The organism is Pseudidiomarina sp., from assembly GCF_048267825.1.
GTDB lineage: Bacteria > Pseudomonadota > Gammaproteobacteria > Enterobacterales > Alteromonadaceae > Pseudidiomarina.
Genome location: NZ_JBLWWR010000001.1, coordinates 378912 through 395240, shown reverse-complemented (window position 1 = coordinate 395240; position 16329 = coordinate 378912). Strand labels below are relative to the sequence as shown.

Below are 16329 nucleotides of genomic sequence, written 5' to 3'. Positions count from 1 at the left end.
TAATTAGGGTTCAAGGTAATAAAAAGCCCCGACATGTTGAACATGCCGGGGCTTTTGTTTTTAACACAGTGGTACGTGATTAAACCTTAGAACGGATGGTTTCAACCACATCAGCGATAGCTAACTTTTGCTTTTCACCGCTACGACGGCATTTGTATTCAACCGCTTGCTCGTCTAAATTACGTTCGCCAATAACGATTTGATGTGGAACCCCAATCAGCTCCATGTCTGCAAACATAACGCCAGGGCGTTCTTTGCGATCATCAAACAGCACATCAAAACCAGCGGCTTGTAGCTCTGTATACAACTGTTCAGCAACTTCTTGCACGCGCGCCGATTTGTGCATATTCATCGGTACTAGAGCAACTTGGAACGGCGCTAATGCGGCGGGCCAAATAATACCGTATTGGTCGTGATTTTGTTCAATGGCTGACGCAACAATGCGCGACACACCAATACCATAGCAACCCATGGTTAAGCTTTCGTGTTTACCGCTGTCGTTTAACACGCCAACTTTCATTGCTTCAGAGTATTTTTTACCAAGCTGGAAAATATGACCCACTTCAATGCCACGTTTTATTTGCAAGGTACCTTGACCACATGGGCTCGGGTCACCAGCAACCACATTGCGTAAGTCAGCAACATCAGGCATTGCCGCATCGCGTTCCCAGTTGATATTGAAATAATGAAAACCGTCTTCATTGGCACCGGCAGCAAAATCAGCCATTACCGCAACACTGCGATCAACAATAATTGGCATCGGCAAGTTGACCGGCCCCAAAGAGCCTGGGCCTGCACCAACCGCAGCACGGATTTCTTCATCTGTTGCAAAGGTTAGTGGGCTGGCTACTTGCGCATGTTTGGCGGCTTTAATTTCGTTAAGGGCATGGTCGCCACGAATGATCAAAGCAACCAATTGGCCTTCTTCGGCCCCATGCACAATCAGTGTTTTAACGGTTTGCTCAATCGGCAAATTAAATTGCTCAACAAGCGCAGCAATCGTTTTTGCCGCTGGCGTTGCAACTTTTTCCATTGCAGCGGTTGCTGCAGGGCGCTCAATGCTAGGCGCGACCGCTTCGGCGAGTTCTACGTTGGCGGCATAGTCAGAGCTATCTGAAAATGCGATGTCGTCTTCGCCAGAGCTGGCTAACACATGGAACTCATGCGACGAGCTACCGCCAATCGAGCCGGTATCGGCGATAACAGGGCGGTAATCAAGTCCTAAGCGCTCGAAAATACGGCAATACGCGCCGTGCATCACGTCATAGGTGTGTTGCAGGCTGTCTTGATCTAAATGAAAGGAATAGGCGTCTTTCATGATGAATTCACGTGAACGCATGACCCCGAAGCGCGGGCGAATTTCGTCGCGAAACTTGGTTTGAATTTGGAATAAGTTCAGCGGTAACTGTTTATAGCTGCTGATCTCTTTGCGCGCCAGTTCACAGATAACTTCCTCATGGGTTGGGCCCAAGACAAATTCGCGTTGGTTGCGGTCGTGCAAGCGCAATAACTCCGGACCGTAGTCTTCCCAGCGACCGGACTCCTGCCATAAATCAGCGGGTTGAACCATGGGCATTAATACTTCCAAAGCACCTGCGCGCTCCATTTCTTCGCGCACAACCTGTTCAACCTTACGCAATACACGCAAGCCAGTTGGCGCCCAGGTGTAAAGCCCGGCAGCAACCTTGCGGATCATGCCAGCGCGTAACATAAGCTGATGACTTATTACTTCTGCGTCAGCAGGTGTTTCTTTCAACGTTCCTAACAAATATTGGCTGGTACGCATGTGTTCCCCATATTCCAGCAAAAGTTCAACGGTGCAGTAAGGCGAAATTCTACCAGTCGCGGGCTTGTGTCAAAAGCCTTTACTGATACTTATTACATGATTTTCTTGTTCACGTACTTGCCAGCGAATGTTTACGTCGTACAGCGTCATACCATATTCGCGGTTGTTGCTGCCTTCGCGTTGATAGGCTGGGCGTGGGTCTTGCGCCAAAACTTGCTCGATAAGTAGCGCGAGATTTGGGTAGTATGGGTTAAGTTCGGTCAGTTGTTGTTGGGCTGAGGCCGAGAAAACCGTACGCAATTGCGCTTCCGGCGAAGTTGGTGCAAAGCCTCCGCGCGCTGCGGGAATGGCATCCACATAGGGCAGGTAAGGTTTTATGTCGATAACGGGCGTTTGATTGACCCAGTCGCCGCCATTTACTTCAATTATGGTTTTGCCGGGCTGATGTTGAATACTCACCAGTTCAACCACGGACATACCAATCGCGTTGGGGCGAAATGTTGAGCGCGTGGCAAATACGCCGCGCTTTTCGTTGCCGCCGAGGCGAGGCGGGCGCACGAGCGGCTTCCAGCCTTGCGCCTGCGTTTCATGAAACAGAAACAGCACCCATATATGCGAAAACTCCCCAAGGCCTCGCACGCAATCAGCGTCTGCAAACGCATGCTGCAGGATGATTTGTGCACGTGCGGCTGGCACCAAACCGGGTTGCCGCGGCACCGCAAACTTCTGTGCATAGGGCGACTCGATAATACCGATGGGTTGTAAGTTACTATCTGAATGCATGGGCGTGAACTTTTGAGTGAGCAGGGCTAAAGATGCAGTCATTTGAGCATAAATTTGTAATTTTGACCAATTATGGTGAATTTATTTCATTATTGAAATCCGATAACCTACTGATAAATAGCAATAAGTTAATTTGGCATGATAATTGCTTCATAAACTTTGACGAATTTTAAAACGTCTGAATAAGACGGTAACTACTGACACTGTTATGGAGATGACAACAATGAACCGCCAACGCACAACTTGGAGTATCGCGTTTTGTATGATTGCTGGAGTAACTCTAGCGAGTATCCCATTTACCGCGACTGCGCATGCACAAGAAGAAAAAAATATTGAAGCGGAATATACGGTCACAGCTGCTACTGAAGTTGAGTTCGACTCAGGTGTAGGAACAATCACCTTTGAACGTACCGAAGGTGACGTGATGCACGTTGCGATTCGCGCGTATAAAGACGACGACACTTTTTTCAATAAAGACGGACATGTTGAAGATGCGGAGCTTGAGGCAAAGCAGTCTGGCAACCGTATTACGTTAAGCGTACCGAAACAAGACGGTATTCAAATTGACTGGGTAATCAAATTACCTAAAGTTGCACGGGTTGATACCGATTTAGGTGTGGGTGTTATTGAAGGTGAGCTATGGACAACCAATCTGCAATTTGATCTTGGCGTTGGTGAAGTTAATCTTGATTTATACGGTGATTATTCCAGTGTAAAAGTCGATGTGGGGGTCGGTGATAGCACCATCAAAGGTACAGGAAATATCGAGAACAACCGCTTTTTAATGACGGCAAACAGCCGCGCGTATTCGACTGGTGAAAGCCGCATCAACATTGATAACGGCGTTGGCGAGGTAACCGTTCATATGCATTAAGCGCCCGCCTGTAAGCAATAAAAAACCCGCTCAAGTGGCGGGTTTTTTGTTGGGCTTTATACATCACATGTTTGGATACGTTGGGCCACCGGTGCCCTCTGGGGTAACCCAGGTAATATTCTGCGATGGGTCTTTAATGTCACAGGTTTTACAGTGAATGCAGTTTTGCGCATTTATTTTAAATACGGCTTCGCCATTTTCCTCAACCACTTCATAAACACCGGCAGGGCAGTAGCGTTGAGCTGGTTCTGCATACTCGGGTAAATTCACGTTGAGTGGAATAGATGCGTCTTTTAATTTCAAATGACACGGTTGATCTTCTTCATGGTTGGTATTGGATAAAAATACCGACGAAAGGCGATCAAAAGTGAGTTTATTGTCAGGCTTTGGATAGTCAATCGGTTTGCACTCGCTGGCTTTACGCATTTGGCTATGATCTGTGGTTTCATCTTTGATGGTAAACGGCAGTTTGCCACCAAACCAGTTCTGATCGAGCGTGTTGTATGCACCGCCTAAAATAGTACCGAACTTGTGAACTGCCGGACCAAAGTTACGTGAGCGATACAGTTCGTCGTATAACCACGATTGCTCAAAGCGTTCTGCATAGTCGGGCAATTCAGCTGGAACCTGTTCATTTTGCAGTGCTGCGAAAATGCTTTCCGCAGCCAACATGCCCGATTTCATGGCTGTGTGGTTGCCTTTTATTTTTGCGAAGTTCAATGTGCCAGCGTTACAGCCAACCAGCACACCACCGGCAAAGGTCATTTTCGGTAGGGCATAAAAACCGCCTTTCGTAATGGCCCGCGCGCCATAAGTTACGCGCTTACCACCCTGTAGGGTTTTGGCTATTTCGGGATGGGTTTTGAATTTCTGGAATTCACCAAACGGATTCAAATACGGGTTGCTGTAGTTTAAGTCAACGATGAGACCAACATACACCTGACCGTCTTCGGCGTGATACAGATAGCCACCACCGCTGGCTTCATCAGTCAGTGGCCAGCCGGTGGTATGAACGACTAAACCAGGTTGATGCTGCTCGGCAGGGACGTCCCAAATTTCTTTGAAACCAATGGCGTAATGCTGAGGCGATTTGCCTTCGGCCAGGTTGAACTGCTGCTGCAGGCGCTTACCTAAGTGGCCGCGACAGCCTTCTGCGAATACGGTGTATTTCGCGCGCAATTCCATGCCGGGTTCGAAGCCCGGCTTTTGTTCGCCGTTGCTATCAAGACCCATATCACCGGTAATAATGCCAGCAACGCGGCCTTCTTCCAGGATAATGTCCGCAGCTGGGAAGCCTGGGAATATTTCGATACCAAGTTGTTCAGCTTGTTCAGCCAACCAACGGCAAAGGTTCCCCATGCTGGCGACATAGTTGCCATGGTTATGGAAGGTTTTTGGCACCATAAAGCCGGGTAAACGCGTTGCCTTCTCCGCATTTTTGAAGAGCATGATTTGGTCATCGGTGACTGCTGTTTTCAGGGGCGCGCCGCGCTCCTTCCAGTCGGGGATGAGTTCATTTAGGGCGCGCGGCTCAAATACGGCGCCTGACAAAATGTGGGCACCCACCTCAGAGCCTTTTTCTACCACACATATCATGAGCTCTTGCTCGCGTTCTTGAGCTTGCTGCGCTAACCGAATCGCACAGCTTAAGCCAGCAGGGCCGGCACCGACGATAACGACATCAAATTCCATACTTTCGCGTTGCATAGTTTACTCCTGATAAGGCACGTAATTGTTCGGGATTGTTGGGTTTGCCAACATTGTTGGCACTTGGTCTGCGGGCACTGGCCGAGCAAGGTAATAACCTTGTGCAGACAAACAATCACGTTGTAATAAAAAATCGACTTGTTGCTGGGTTTCCACGCCCACAGCGCTGACTTGTATGCTGCGTTCGTGGCCGAATTTAATCATGGTTTCCGCAATCAGTGCTTGTATTTTGTTATGCGGAATATCACTCATTAAGGGTTGACTGATTTTTAATAAATAGGGCGGGCAATGCTGCATCGCTTTAATGGTTTTATGATTTAAGCCCATACCGTCAACCGTTAGCTTCACACCAAGCTCTTTCAATTTTGCCAATATACCATCCGGCTGGCAGGCATGGCTGCAATAAAGTTCTTCACGTATTTCAATGTGAAGGTTTTCTGGCGGCACCTGATTTCGGCGTAAGTTATTGGCTAATAATTCTGGCAGTTCTGGCAGCGCGAGCTGCTTGCCGGAAAGATTGATACCGATGGTTAGTTCGGTATTACCATCTTTAAGCCACGCGCGGTAATCAGTCAGTACGCGTTTTAATAAATTATCCGTTAATGGAACAATCAGCCCCGTGTCTTCAATCAGCGGTAAAAACTGATCGGGCAGGGCGAGTTCGCCATCATCTTGCCGCCAGCGCATGAGTGCTTCAAAACCAGTAATGGTTTGCGTTCGTAAATCAAACACCGGCTGATAATGCACTTCGACACGATTGGTTTCGACAGCTTTGTGTAACTGTTCTAAAACAAATTGACGCTTTGATAGCTCGGACTGTTGCGTACGGGTATAAATATTGATGCCATGGTAGTCAAACTTCTTGGCTTGATTCAGCGCGGCATCGGTATGGCGCAGCAAGTTGTCAGCATCAAAGTCAGCGTCATTAGCGAACGCAATACCCATTGACGCTGAGGCGTAGACTTCGTGACTGTTGATATAAAACTCAGGTTTCACACTACGGACTAACTGCTCAGCGATCTCCATCGCTTGCTCGTCAGTGGTTATCCCTTGCTTAATGACTAAGAATTCATCGCCACCAATACGTGCGATAAAGTCAAAATTGACCACACAGCGCTGCAAGCGGTGGGCAAGTCGTCGCAATAGCTCGTCACCGATTTTGTGACCAAGTGCATTATTAATATCTTTGAAGTGATCAACATTCAGTTGAATGGCAACCAGCTGACCTTGTTTTGTGGCAAGCTCGGGCAGTGTTTCGTGCAGATAACGCAGCAGCGCGTTGCGGTTGGGTACTTCGGTAAGAGCGTCGTGTTCCGAAAGAAATGCCAATTGCTTTTCAACTTCGTCACGTTTTTTCAGCTGAACGCCCAATTCATCCTTATCGTGTTGCAGTGATTTAATGGTTTGCTCGTACATGTTCATGCGAAAAACCAGCAGCATCAGAAAGCCGGTCATAAACATGCCGATTAAAGGCACCACATAGGAATTGACGAGATGCAGTTGGGAGAATTTTTCAGCGGTTGGCCATAAATGAAATTGCCAATTGTTGTCGGCCGCGCGGATGGTAAATTCAGCCGACCACTCATGTTTGAGATCCGGTTCACCCGCAAAAGCGTAAATCAGCGTATTATTTTGATGCACTTCAACTTGATAGCCTTCAATAATATGGTGATGAATGCTTTGCTTGAGCAATTCTTTAACGTCAATGACCAGCGCAATAAAGTAACGCTGTTCGGCATGCGTTAAAGGAATAAATAATGCAAGGTCGTGACTATGCAGAGATAAGTTCTGGGCGTCGACAAGCGCGGTGCCGCTATTTAATTCTTTAAGCTTGGCCAGTTGGGTTGCGTTGCCTTCATAATTGGCGACATTCAGCAACTCATTGCCAGCCAATAGCTCTTGATCCAGCAGGTTTAGATTTTCATCCAGCACGACAATTTGTCGCACTGACTGATAAAACGTCGACATAGCCTGTTGCAAAACGGGCAGCTGCGCTGACGGCTCGCGCTCGCCGACTTGCAAGAGCTCGCTCGCCAGCTCACCGGCATAGAGTAGCTGAATAAGGCTACCACGCACATTGGATTGCAGGCTCTGGGCATCCGATTGCATGCGTTCATTTACGCGCCGGTGGTCGTATTGCTCCAGCAATACCGTGGCCAGGGCGGTTAAGCCTAAGCCAAATATGGCGGTAAATAGGAGTGAACGCATGTTCTTCATGGGGCGTCCTTTTACTGCAGCTCAGCGCGATTTTTAAATTGCGCTAAGGCTTCAGGGTTGGCTAATGCATCGGTATTTTTAACCGTTTCACCGTGCACCACTTGACGCACCGCTAACTCGACAATTTTGCCACTGATAGTGCGCGGTATGTCGGTTACTTGTGCAATAACGGCAGGCACATGGCGCGGCGTGGCGTTGGCGCGAATCACTTTACGAATTTGCTGCTGCAGGTCTTCAGTAAGTTCAACGCCATCACGTAAACGCACAAATAACACTACACGTTCGTCGTCTTGCCAGCGTTGGCCGATGGCAATGCTTTCTAAAACCGCATCAATTTTTTCAACCTGACGATAAATCTCTGCGGTGCCAATGCGCACGCCACCTGGATTCAGTACTGCATCTGAACGCCCGTAAATGATAACGCCTTGATGTTCGGTGATTTCAGCATAGTCGCCGTGCGCCCAAATATTATCAAACCGTGCAAAGTAAGCATTGAAATAACGCTGGCCGTCTTCATCATTCCAAAAACCAATTGGCATGCAAGGAAAGCTTTTACAGCAAACTAACTCACCTTTTTGTTCGGTCACTGCAACACCTTGGTCGTTAAATACTTGCACATCAAGGCCGAGCCCTTTGCATTGCAGCTCACCGCGGTATACAGGCAATATCGGATTGCCCAAGGCAAAACAAGAAACAATGTCAGTGCCGCCAGAAATAGAGGACAGGCAGATGTTTTGTTTAATGTCGCGGTACACGTAATCGAAACTTTCTGGCGCCAATACTGAGCCCGTTGTGAGAATTGCGCGCAGGGCACTCAATTGATGGTGCTGAGCTGGTTTGTACTCAGCTTTTTCGAGTGCCGAAAGGTATTTGGCACTGGTGCCGAACACACTGATTTTTTCTTGTTCGGCGATATCCCACATGGCTTCAGGGCCCGGATAAAAAGGCGAGCCGTCAAACAGCAGTAGGGTGGCGCCTTGAGCGAGGCCAGACACCAACCAATTCCACATCATCCAGCCGCAGGTGGTGAAGTAGAAAACCACATCGTCACGGTCAATATCGGTATGCAAACCATGTTCTTTCACATGTTGCAGCAAGGTGCCGCCAATGCCATGTACGATGCATTTCGGAACGCCCGTGGTGCCTGAGCTAAACATGATGTAGAGCGGGGCATTGAATGGCATACGAACAAATTCGAGCGTGGTGGTACTGCGATCAAGATAGTCGTTCCATGCGCTTATACCGGCACTGAATTTTGGGTTGAAACCAGCAAAGTTAACGACAATGGTTTGTTCAACGGAAGGCAGTTGCTCACGAATTGCAGCAACTTTCTCACTGATATCCAGTTGTTTACCGTTATAAAAATAGCCATCAACGGTGATAAATACTTTTGGCTCTATTTGACCGAAACGATCAACCACGCCTTGCACGCCAAAGTCTGGCGAACAGCTTGACCATATGGCGCCTAAGCTGGTGGTGGCCAGCATACCAATGATGGTTTCGATGCAGTTGGGCATCATTGCCGCAACGCGGTCACCGGCGCTAACGCCTTGCTTTTTCAGAGCCGAAGCGAGCGCCGCGACTTCATGACGTAATTCTGCGTAGGTGAGTTGCTGACGTGCGCCGTTCTCTCCGCGAAACACGATCGCAATGTGATCGTCATTAAAGCGGAGCAGATTTTCGGCAAAATTGAGCTGCGCATCTGGAAACCATTGCGCGCCGGGCAGTTTATTGCCATCGACCAACGTACGCTCGCCGCGTTCGCCGATAATGTCAAAATAGTCCCAAACTGAGCTCCAAAAGGCTTCATTTTGGTCAACTGACCAAGCGTGCAAGTCAGCGTAATTCTCGAATGATTGATTGTGTTTCTGGTTGACGGTTCGCATAAAGTCGGTCATGCGCGCCGCAGCAATTTGGCTTGAGTCAGGTTGCCACATTATAGGTGTTGTCATGGTGTGCGATCCTGTTTTGCAAGTTCTGCGATTGCAACGTTCGAGCGCGGGCCGTGATTGAGATGTTGGCATATATCTGCACCGGCTTGAACGAGTTGATTTAAGTTGATACCGGTATCTATGCCCATACCGTGCAGCATAAAGACCACGTCTTCTGTGGCCACATTGCCACTGGCACCTTTGGCATAGGGGCAGCCGCCGAGTCCCGCCACCGCGCTATCGATGGTGGCAACACCCATAGGTAAGCAACTGGCGATATTGGCCAGAGCTTGGCCATAAGTATTGTGAAAGTGCAGCGCTAAGTGCTCCATAGGTACTTTAGCGGCCACGGTACTGAGCATGCGTTGCGCATGAAGCGGTGTGCCTACGCCAATGGTATCGCCCAGCGATACCTCGTAGCAGCCCATCTGCCATAGTTTCTCAGCTACCCAGGCAACGTCAGTGAGGGCTACTTCGCCTTGATAGGGGCAGCCCAATACACAACTGACATAACCCCGCACTTTCATGTTACGCGCCTGTGCTGCCGCAATCACGGGTGCGAAACGCTCAAGACTTTCCGCAATACTGCAATTGATGTTTTTCTGGCTAAATGCCTCTGATGCCGCGCCAAAAATGGCGACTTCGTCGGCACCAGCGGCAACTGCCGCTTCAAAACCTTTCAAATTGGGCGTTAAAGCGGCGTAGGTACGCCCAGGCAAGCGCTCGATACCGGCAAAAACGTCACTGCTATCCGCCATTTGTGGCACCCATTTAGGGCTCACAAATGCGCCGGTTTCAATGTATGTTAGGCCGGCATGGCCCAATGCATTGACCAATGCAATCTTTGCTTCAACCGGCACGGCAAGTTCGTTCTGCAAGCCATCACGCGGGCCGACTTCAACAATTTTTACCTGGTTAGGCAATGCCATGGGTTGTCCTTATTCGTCTTTTAAACTAATGAGCTCGGCACCATCGCTGACTAAGTCGCCGGCTTGGTAGAATACTTGATCAATTTCCCCATCGCGTGGTGCGCGAATGGTGTATTCCATTTTCATGGCTTCCATGATTACCAAGGCTTGGTCAGCGGTGACGTTATCGCCTGCGCCAACCATAACTTGAACGACCGTGCCGTTCATCGGCGCAGTGAGCGTGCCCGCAGCGGTTTCTTGCTCAAGTGTATCGGTTACGTTGTGGCGATTAAAGCGTAAACTCGCGTGTTCTGTCATTACGACAATTTCATGCGCAGCACGCATCACGTGCGCTTTGAAGCGACGGCCGTTACGGGTGAAGAATAATTGCTCGCCGATACGATCAACCTGCCATGCGGCGTCATGCTCGGCTTGGTACCAAGCGTTATCGCGCTCAGTCAAATTGATCTCCAGCAAGTCATCGCCATGTTGCAAACTTAAGCCAAACTGGCGTGGCTGATTCATGCGGAAGCTATGCTGAGTCAACCATGGGTTTTCTGATTTGCTGGCTTTCTCATCCAAGCGTTCAGCCAGTGTCGCCATAACGGCGTAGTCATTCACTAAGTGGCTGGTGTCGGTGAATAGGTCAGCGTCATATTTTTCAATAAAGCGCGTGGTGAGTTCGGCTTGGCCAAATTTCTTGTGCCCTGCAATGCGCCGTAAGAAATCAATATTGGTGCGTACGCCAGCAACGCGATAGTTATTTAATGCTTGCATGAGACGACGTAACGCAATGGTGCGGTTTTCGCCCCAGACCACCAGCTTGGCAATCATAGGGTCGTAGTAAGAGCTGACCACGTCGCCTTCGATAACACCGCTGTCGATGCGCACATGGGCGTTGGCCTGTGGTGGACGCAACACATGCAGGGTACCCGTACTTGGTAAGAACTCGTGTTCCGGGTCTTCGGCGTAAATTCGCGCTTCGAACGAGTGCCCATTCACCTCAATTTGGTCTTGCGCAAGTGGCAACGGCTCACCGCTGGCAACCAGCAGCTGCCAAGCGACCAAGTCCTGCCCGGTAACCATTTCAGTTACAGGATGCTCAACTTGCAAGCGGGTGTTCATTTCCATGAAGTAGAATTTATTGTCAGTATCGAGCAAGAACTCAACCGTACCCGCACCAACGTAGTCTATTGCTTGAGCAGCGCGCACTGCGGCTTCACCCATTTCGGTGCGCGTTTTGGTGCTGATAGACGGTGCCGGCGCTTCTTCAATTACTTTTTGATGACGGCGTTGCACTGAACAATCCCGCTCAGCCAAGTAAACGGCGTTACCGTGTTCATCGCAAAAGACTTGGATCTCGACGTGACGGGGATTGCCGATGAATTTCTCCACCAGCATTTTATCGTTACCGAATGACGCTTGTGCCTCGCGCTTGGCAGAGCTTAACGCCTCATCAAACTGTTTCGCGGTTTCAACCACACGCATGCCTTTACCGCCGCCACCGTAGGCAGCTTTAAGCAGCACGGGGTAGCCGATTTTCTCAGCTTCACTGCGCAGTGTTTCAACATCTTGGTCGCTGCCGTGATAACCCGGCACTAGCGGCACGCCCGCTTCGCTCATTATTGATTTAGCCGCGCTTTTTGATCCCATAGCCGCAATGGCACTGGTCGGTGGGCCGACAAAGATGATGTTATTGCTGGCACAGGCATCGGCAAATTCTTCGTTTTCGGATAAAAAGCCGTAACCTGGGTGAATGGCATCGGCGCCGGTTTCTTTTGCGGCAGCAATGATTTTGTCGATAACCAGGTAACTTTCAGCACTTGGCGCTGGGCCAATGTGAATGCTTTCGTCAGCCAGTTGCACATGTTGTGCATTGCGATCGGCATCAGAGTAAACCGCGACAGTACGAATACCAAGGTCGCGAGCGGTTCGAATAACACGGCATGCAATTTCGCCGCGGTTAGCAATCAGCAATTTTTGCAACATTGCTTATCCTTATTTGGTTGAAGTTTTCCAGTTCGGCGCACGTTTTTCTAAAAACGCTGTAAGACCTTCTTGGCCCTCGGCCGAAACCCGAATTTCTGCGATGCGTTCAATGGCGATACGCCGCGTACTTGCATTGAGCGGTTGTTGATCAATGGCCAACGCCAGCTGTTTCGCCGCGGTTACTGCCGCGGGGCTATTGCCTACCAAGGCTTCAATAAGCGGTGTTGCGGCCTCTTGCAGATTATCGACCACGTTGTGTACCAGCCCAATACGCGCCGCTTCTTCAGCATCGAAGCGTTCTGCGGTGAGCATGTAACGACGCGCATGGCGGGTGCCTATCGCGCGCATCACATACGGGCTGATAACTGCTGGAATTAAGCCAATTTTAACTTCGCTCAGGCAAAAACTGCTGGCTGGGGTTGCTAAGGCGATATCACAGCATGCAGCTAACCCAACCGCGCCGCCGAAGGCCGCACCTTGCACTAACGCAATGGTTGGTTTGGGCAGTTCGTCGAGCTCTTGCATTAAGCGCGATAATTCGCCGGCATCGGCAATGTTTTCGTCGTAATTTTTCGCAGCCATCGAGCGCATCCAACCTAAGTCAGCGCCAGCGGAAAAATTCTTACCGTTTGACTGCAGCACCAACACGCGCGCAGCGTCGTTGTCGCGCACATGAGCCAATGCATCAAGCAGCTCAGCAATCATGCTGTCATCAAAGGCATTATGTACCTTTGGTCGGTTCAGCGTTAGCCAAGCGACATGATTGGTTATCTGTAATTCAATTGCTGTATAAGTCATGCGTGCTCCTTACATGCGGAATACGCCGAACTTGGTGTCGGCAATTGGTGCATTGTTGGCGGCTGCAAGACTTAAACCTAACACCGACCGCGTTTGCGCGGGGTCGATGATGCCGTCGTCCCATAAGCGGGCAGAGGCATAGTAAGGGTGCCCTTGCTTCTCATAGGTGTCGACAATAGGTTGTTTAAGCTTCTGCTCGTCATCGGCGCTCATGGTTTCACCTTTGCGCGCCAAGTTGTCTTTGGTCACTTGCGCCATAACGCCAGCGGCTTGCTCGCCACCCATGACCGAAATGCGGGCATTTGGCCACATAAACATCAGCGTTGGGTCATAAGCTCGGCCACACATGCCATAGTTACCGGCGCCGTAGCTGCCACCGATTAATACCGTAAATTTCGGAACCTGTGCACAGCTTACTGCGGTAACCATTTTGGCACCGTGTTTCGCGATGCCTTCGGCTTCATATTTTTTACCAACCATAAAGCCGGTGATGTTTTGTAAAAACACCAATGGAATTTTGCGTTGGGCGCACAGCTCAATAAAGTGCGCACCTTTTTGGGCTGATTCAGAAAATAAAATGCCGTTGTTTGCCACAATACCGACCGGATAGCCGTGAATACGGGCAAAGCCGGTGACTAAGGTGTTGCCGTAATTTTGTTTGAATTCGTCAAAATCAGAATCATCAACCACGCGCGCAATCACTTCGCGAACATCATAAGGCTTACGCAGGTCAGTACCGACAATGCCATACAGTTCTTTGGCATCGAAGCGCGGTTCTTTAACCGGCTCTGGCTTCACGGCTTCAGCACCTTGATAGTTTAACCGCACCACTGAACGGCGCGCTAACGCCAAGGCGTGCTCATCATTCATAGCAAAGTGATCGGCAACACCAGAAATACGGGTGTGAACATCAGCGCCGCCAAGTTCTTCAGCACTCACTTCTTCGCCGGTGGCTGCTTTTACAAGTGGCGGTCCTGCTAAGAAGATTGTGCCTTGTTCTTTTACGATAATGCTTTCATCGGCCATGGCTGGCACATAAGCACCGCCAGCGGTACATAACCCCATGACCACGGCGATTTGCGGAATGCCTTTGGCGGACATGTTGGCTTGATTAAAGAAGATACGGCCGAAGTGGTCGCGATCTGGAAATACTTCGTCCTGACGTGGCAAGTTAGCACCGCCAGAGTCGACAAGGTAAATGCAGGGCAGGTGACAGCGCTCGGCTATTTCCTGAGCGCGTAAATGCTTTTTCACGGTCAGCGGGTAATAGGTGCCGCCTTTTACCGTGGCGTCATTGGCGACGATCATGCATTGCACGCCTTCAACCATGCCAATCCCAGCTACCACTCCGGCAGCGGGAACGTAATCGTCGTAGCATTCCCACGCCGCGAACTGACCAACTTCTAAAAACGGCGAGCCGCTGTCGAGTAATTTTTCAATACGCTGGCGGGCAAGTAATTTGCCACGCGCCAGATGACGTTCTTGATACTTCGGGCCGCCACCTTGTTTAATTTGTTCAGCTTTGGCGTACAAGTCATCAACCACGCTCTGCATGGCTTGTTGATTGGCCAAAAATGTTTCGTCTTTGGGGTTCACTGTGCTGGTTAATACCGTCACGATTGCGACTCCTGATTTTACTTATGCGGATTCGCTGAACAGCTCGCGGCCGATCAGCATGCGACGAATTTCTGAGGTGCCTGCGCCAATTTCATACAATTTAGCGTCACGCAGCAAACGACCTGTTGCGTACTCGTTAATATACCCGTTACCGCCGAGTAATTGAATGGCGTCGAGTGCGATTTGCGTGGCCAGTTCGGCGGCATACAAAATTGCGCCAGCAGCGTCTTTACGGGTGGTTTCACCACGGTCACAGGACTGCGCAACAGCATAAACGTATGCACGCGCGGCATTGGTGCGGGTATACATGTCAGCCACTTTGCCTTGCACTAACTGGAACTCGCCTATCGCTTTACCGAATTGCTTGCGGTCATGCAGATAGGGAATCACGACGTCTAAACACGCTTGCATAATGCCACATGGGCCAGATGCTAAAACGGCACGCTCGTAATCCAAACCGCTCATTAATACTTCAACACCACGGTCTAATTCGCCCAGAATGTTCTCAACCGGCACTTTGCAGTCTTCAAAAACCAATTCACAGGTGTTTGAACCGCGCATGCCGAGCTTATCGAGTTTCTGTGCAGTGCTAAAGCCAGGGTAATTTTTTTCAATAATGAATGCAGTGATGCCGCGTGAGTTCTTTTCAGGTGAAGTTTTTGCATAAACCACCAACACATCAGCATCAGGACCATTGGTAATCCACATTTTGTTGCCGTTCAGTACGTAGTGGTCACCTTGCAAGTCAGCGCGCAGTTTCATACTAACCACATCAGAGCCGGCATTGGGTTCGCTCATGGCCAATGCACCAACGTGCTCGCCGCTGCAGAGTTTAGGTAAGTATTTTTCTTTTTGTGCTTGATTGCCGTTACGGGCAATTTGGTTCACACACAGGTTTGAATGGGCACCATAGCTTAGGCCAACGGATGCTGAGGCGCGGCTGATTTCTTCCATAGCAACCACGTGCTCAAGGTAACCCAAGCCGGAACCACCGAATTCTTCAGGTACGGTCATGCCTAAAAGACCTAAGTCACCCATTTTGCGCCAAAGGTCAGCAGGGAATTCATTTTTTTCATCAATTTCAGCGGCACGCGGCGCAATTTCGTCACGTGCAAAGGCATTCACAGACTCACGTATCATTTCTGCCGTTTCGCCAAGGCCGAAATTAAAGGTGGTGTATTGACTGATCATAATTACTCCTGATTTGGTGCTACAGAACCCGTTACCTTTTGATTTGCTTCTATTTCTGAAAGCTCATCGCGACAACGATCTTCTAAGTTAGTGAGTTCTACCAATAGTACTTTGATGTCTTCAAGTTGCTGCTTGAGCGACATTCTTTTGTCGTCAATCAGCGCTAATACGGTGTGCAGTTGGCGTGCGCTACTGTTTTCCATGTCGTACAGGTCAAACAGGTTTTTCGTTTCTGCCAACGAAAACCCTAAACGTTTGCCACGCAAAATTAGTTTTAAACGCACACGATCTTTATTTGTGTATAAGCGTGTTTGCCCTTGCCGTTTAGGAGAGAGCAGGCCTTGGTCTTCATAGAAGCGAATACTGCGGGTGGTAATGTCGAATTCCCGCGCGATTTCACCGATACTGTAGATAGTTGATGCGTTCATTTTTGCTTGCTTGTGGTTGTTTAGACAGTTAAGCTTAATGCAAGTTGACGTTAACGTAAAGGTAAGAGATGCCGAAATCGTTATTAGTTATTCCAACAGG

12 protein-coding genes are annotated in these 16329 nt (G+C 49.5%); 1 reads left to right on the top strand and 11 read right to left on the bottom strand.

What is annotated here, in order from left to right:
- Window positions 1-79: 79 nt before the first annotated feature.
- Both ACN0UN_RS01950 and tsaA read right to left on the bottom strand, forming a co-directional pair.
- Window positions 80-1786: a proline--tRNA ligase gene (locus ACN0UN_RS01950; protein ID WP_417658485.1), complete on the bottom strand. Its 1707-nt coding sequence runs from the start codon at window positions 1784-1786 to the stop codon at window positions 80-82.
- A 69-nt stretch (window positions 1787-1855) separates the two neighbouring features.
- Window positions 1856-2569, bottom strand: a complete 714-nt coding sequence (tsaA, locus tag ACN0UN_RS01945; protein WP_417658484.1) for a tRNA (N6-threonylcarbamoyladenosine(37)-N6)-methyltransferase TrmO — start codon at window positions 2567-2569, stop codon at window positions 1856-1858.
- Between the two features lie 223 nt (window positions 2570-2792).
- Here tsaA and ACN0UN_RS01940 point away from each other — a divergent pair, with 223 nt between their 5' ends.
- A complete protein-coding gene (locus ACN0UN_RS01940; RefSeq protein WP_417658483.1) occupies window positions 2793-3443 on the top strand; it encodes a hypothetical protein in 651 nt (216 codons plus the stop codon).
- A gap of 63 nt (window positions 3444-3506) precedes the next feature.
- Here ACN0UN_RS01940 and ACN0UN_RS01935 read toward each other — a convergent pair whose 3' ends face one another.
- From ACN0UN_RS01935 to ACN0UN_RS01895, 9 genes are read right to left on the bottom strand one after another with little or no spacing between them, the layout of a single operon-like run.
- Window positions 3507-5150 (bottom strand): electron transfer flavoprotein-ubiquinone oxidoreductase, encoded by a 1644-nt coding sequence (locus ACN0UN_RS01935; protein ID WP_417658482.1) that lies wholly within the window; start codon window positions 5148-5150, stop codon window positions 3507-3509.
- Window positions 5151-5153: 3 nt separating this feature from the next.
- Window positions 5154-7367 carry a putative bifunctional diguanylate cyclase/phosphodiesterase gene (locus tag ACN0UN_RS01930; protein WP_417658481.1) on the bottom strand — a complete coding sequence of 738 codons (2214 nt, stop codon included), beginning with the start codon at window positions 7365-7367 and terminating at the stop codon, window positions 5154-5156.
- A gap of 11 nt (window positions 7368-7378) precedes the next feature.
- Window positions 7379-9319, bottom strand: coding sequence for an acetoacetate--CoA ligase (locus tag ACN0UN_RS01925; protein ID WP_417658480.1), 1941 nt, complete (start codon window positions 9317-9319; stop codon window positions 7379-7381).
- On the bottom strand, window positions 9316-10227 hold the full coding sequence (locus ACN0UN_RS01920) for a hydroxymethylglutaryl-CoA lyase (protein ID WP_417658479.1): 912 nt from the start codon (window positions 10225-10227) through the stop codon (window positions 9316-9318). The genes ACN0UN_RS01925 and ACN0UN_RS01920 overlap by 4 nt, the downstream gene beginning before the upstream one ends.
- A 9-nt stretch (window positions 10228-10236) precedes the next feature.
- Window positions 10237-12195 carry an acetyl/propionyl/methylcrotonyl-CoA carboxylase subunit alpha gene (locus ACN0UN_RS01915; RefSeq protein WP_417658478.1) on the bottom strand — a complete coding sequence of 653 codons (1959 nt, stop codon included), beginning with the start codon at window positions 12193-12195 and terminating at the stop codon, window positions 10237-10239.
- Window positions 12196-12204: 9 nt separating this feature from the next.
- A complete protein-coding gene (locus ACN0UN_RS01910; protein ID WP_417658477.1) occupies window positions 12205-12993 on the bottom strand; it encodes an enoyl-CoA hydratase-related protein in 789 nt (262 codons plus the stop codon).
- Between the two features lie 9 nt (window positions 12994-13002).
- Entirely contained in the window at window positions 13003-14610 is a 1608-nt protein-coding gene (locus tag ACN0UN_RS01905; RefSeq protein ID WP_417658476.1) for a carboxyl transferase domain-containing protein, read from the bottom strand.
- 21 nt (window positions 14611-14631) lie between these two features.
- Window positions 14632-15801, bottom strand: coding sequence for an isovaleryl-CoA dehydrogenase (locus tag ACN0UN_RS01900; RefSeq protein ID WP_417658475.1), 1170 nt, complete (start codon window positions 15799-15801; stop codon window positions 14632-14634).
- A 2-nt stretch (window positions 15802-15803) separates the two neighbouring features.
- Window positions 15804-16229 carry a MerR family DNA-binding transcriptional regulator gene (locus tag ACN0UN_RS01895; RefSeq protein ID WP_339879365.1) on the bottom strand — a complete coding sequence of 142 codons (426 nt, stop codon included), beginning with the start codon at window positions 16227-16229 and terminating at the stop codon, window positions 15804-15806.
- Between the last annotated feature and the right edge of the window lie 100 nt (window positions 16230-16329).

Coding starts and splice junctions, on each gene's coding strand:
- ACN0UN_RS01950 (WP_417658485.1), bottom strand. CDS start 1,786: ATGCGTACCAGCCAATATTTGTTAGGAACGTTGAAAGAAACACCTGCT.
- tsaA (WP_417658484.1), bottom strand. CDS start 2,569: ATGCATTCAGATAGTAACTTACAACCCATCGGTATTATCGAGTCGCCC.
- ACN0UN_RS01940 (WP_417658483.1), top strand. CDS start 2,793: ATGAACCGCCAACGCACAACTTGGAGTATCGCGTTTTGTATGATTGCT.
- ACN0UN_RS01935 (WP_417658482.1), bottom strand. CDS start 5,150: ATGCAACGCGAAAGTATGGAATTTGATGTCGTTATCGTCGGTGCCGGC.
- ACN0UN_RS01930 (WP_417658481.1), bottom strand. CDS start 7,367: ATGAAGAACATGCGTTCACTCCTATTTACCGCCATATTTGGCTTAGGC.
- ACN0UN_RS01925 (WP_417658480.1), bottom strand. CDS start 9,319: ATGACAACACCTATAATGTGGCAACCTGACTCAAGCCAAATTGCTGCG.
- ACN0UN_RS01920 (WP_417658479.1), bottom strand. CDS start 10,227: ATGGCATTGCCTAACCAGGTAAAAATTGTTGAAGTCGGCCCGCGTGAT.
- ACN0UN_RS01915 (WP_417658478.1), bottom strand. CDS start 12,195: ATGTTGCAAAAATTGCTGATTGCTAACCGCGGCGAAATTGCATGCCGT.
- ACN0UN_RS01910 (WP_417658477.1), bottom strand. CDS start 12,993: ATGACTTATACAGCAATTGAATTACAGATAACCAATCATGTCGCTTGG.
- ACN0UN_RS01900 (WP_417658475.1), bottom strand. CDS start 15,801: ATGATCAGTCAATACACCACCTTTAATTTCGGCCTTGGCGAAACGGCA.
- ACN0UN_RS01895 (WP_339879365.1), bottom strand. CDS start 16,229: ATGAACGCATCAACTATCTACAGTATCGGTGAAATCGCGCGGGAATTC.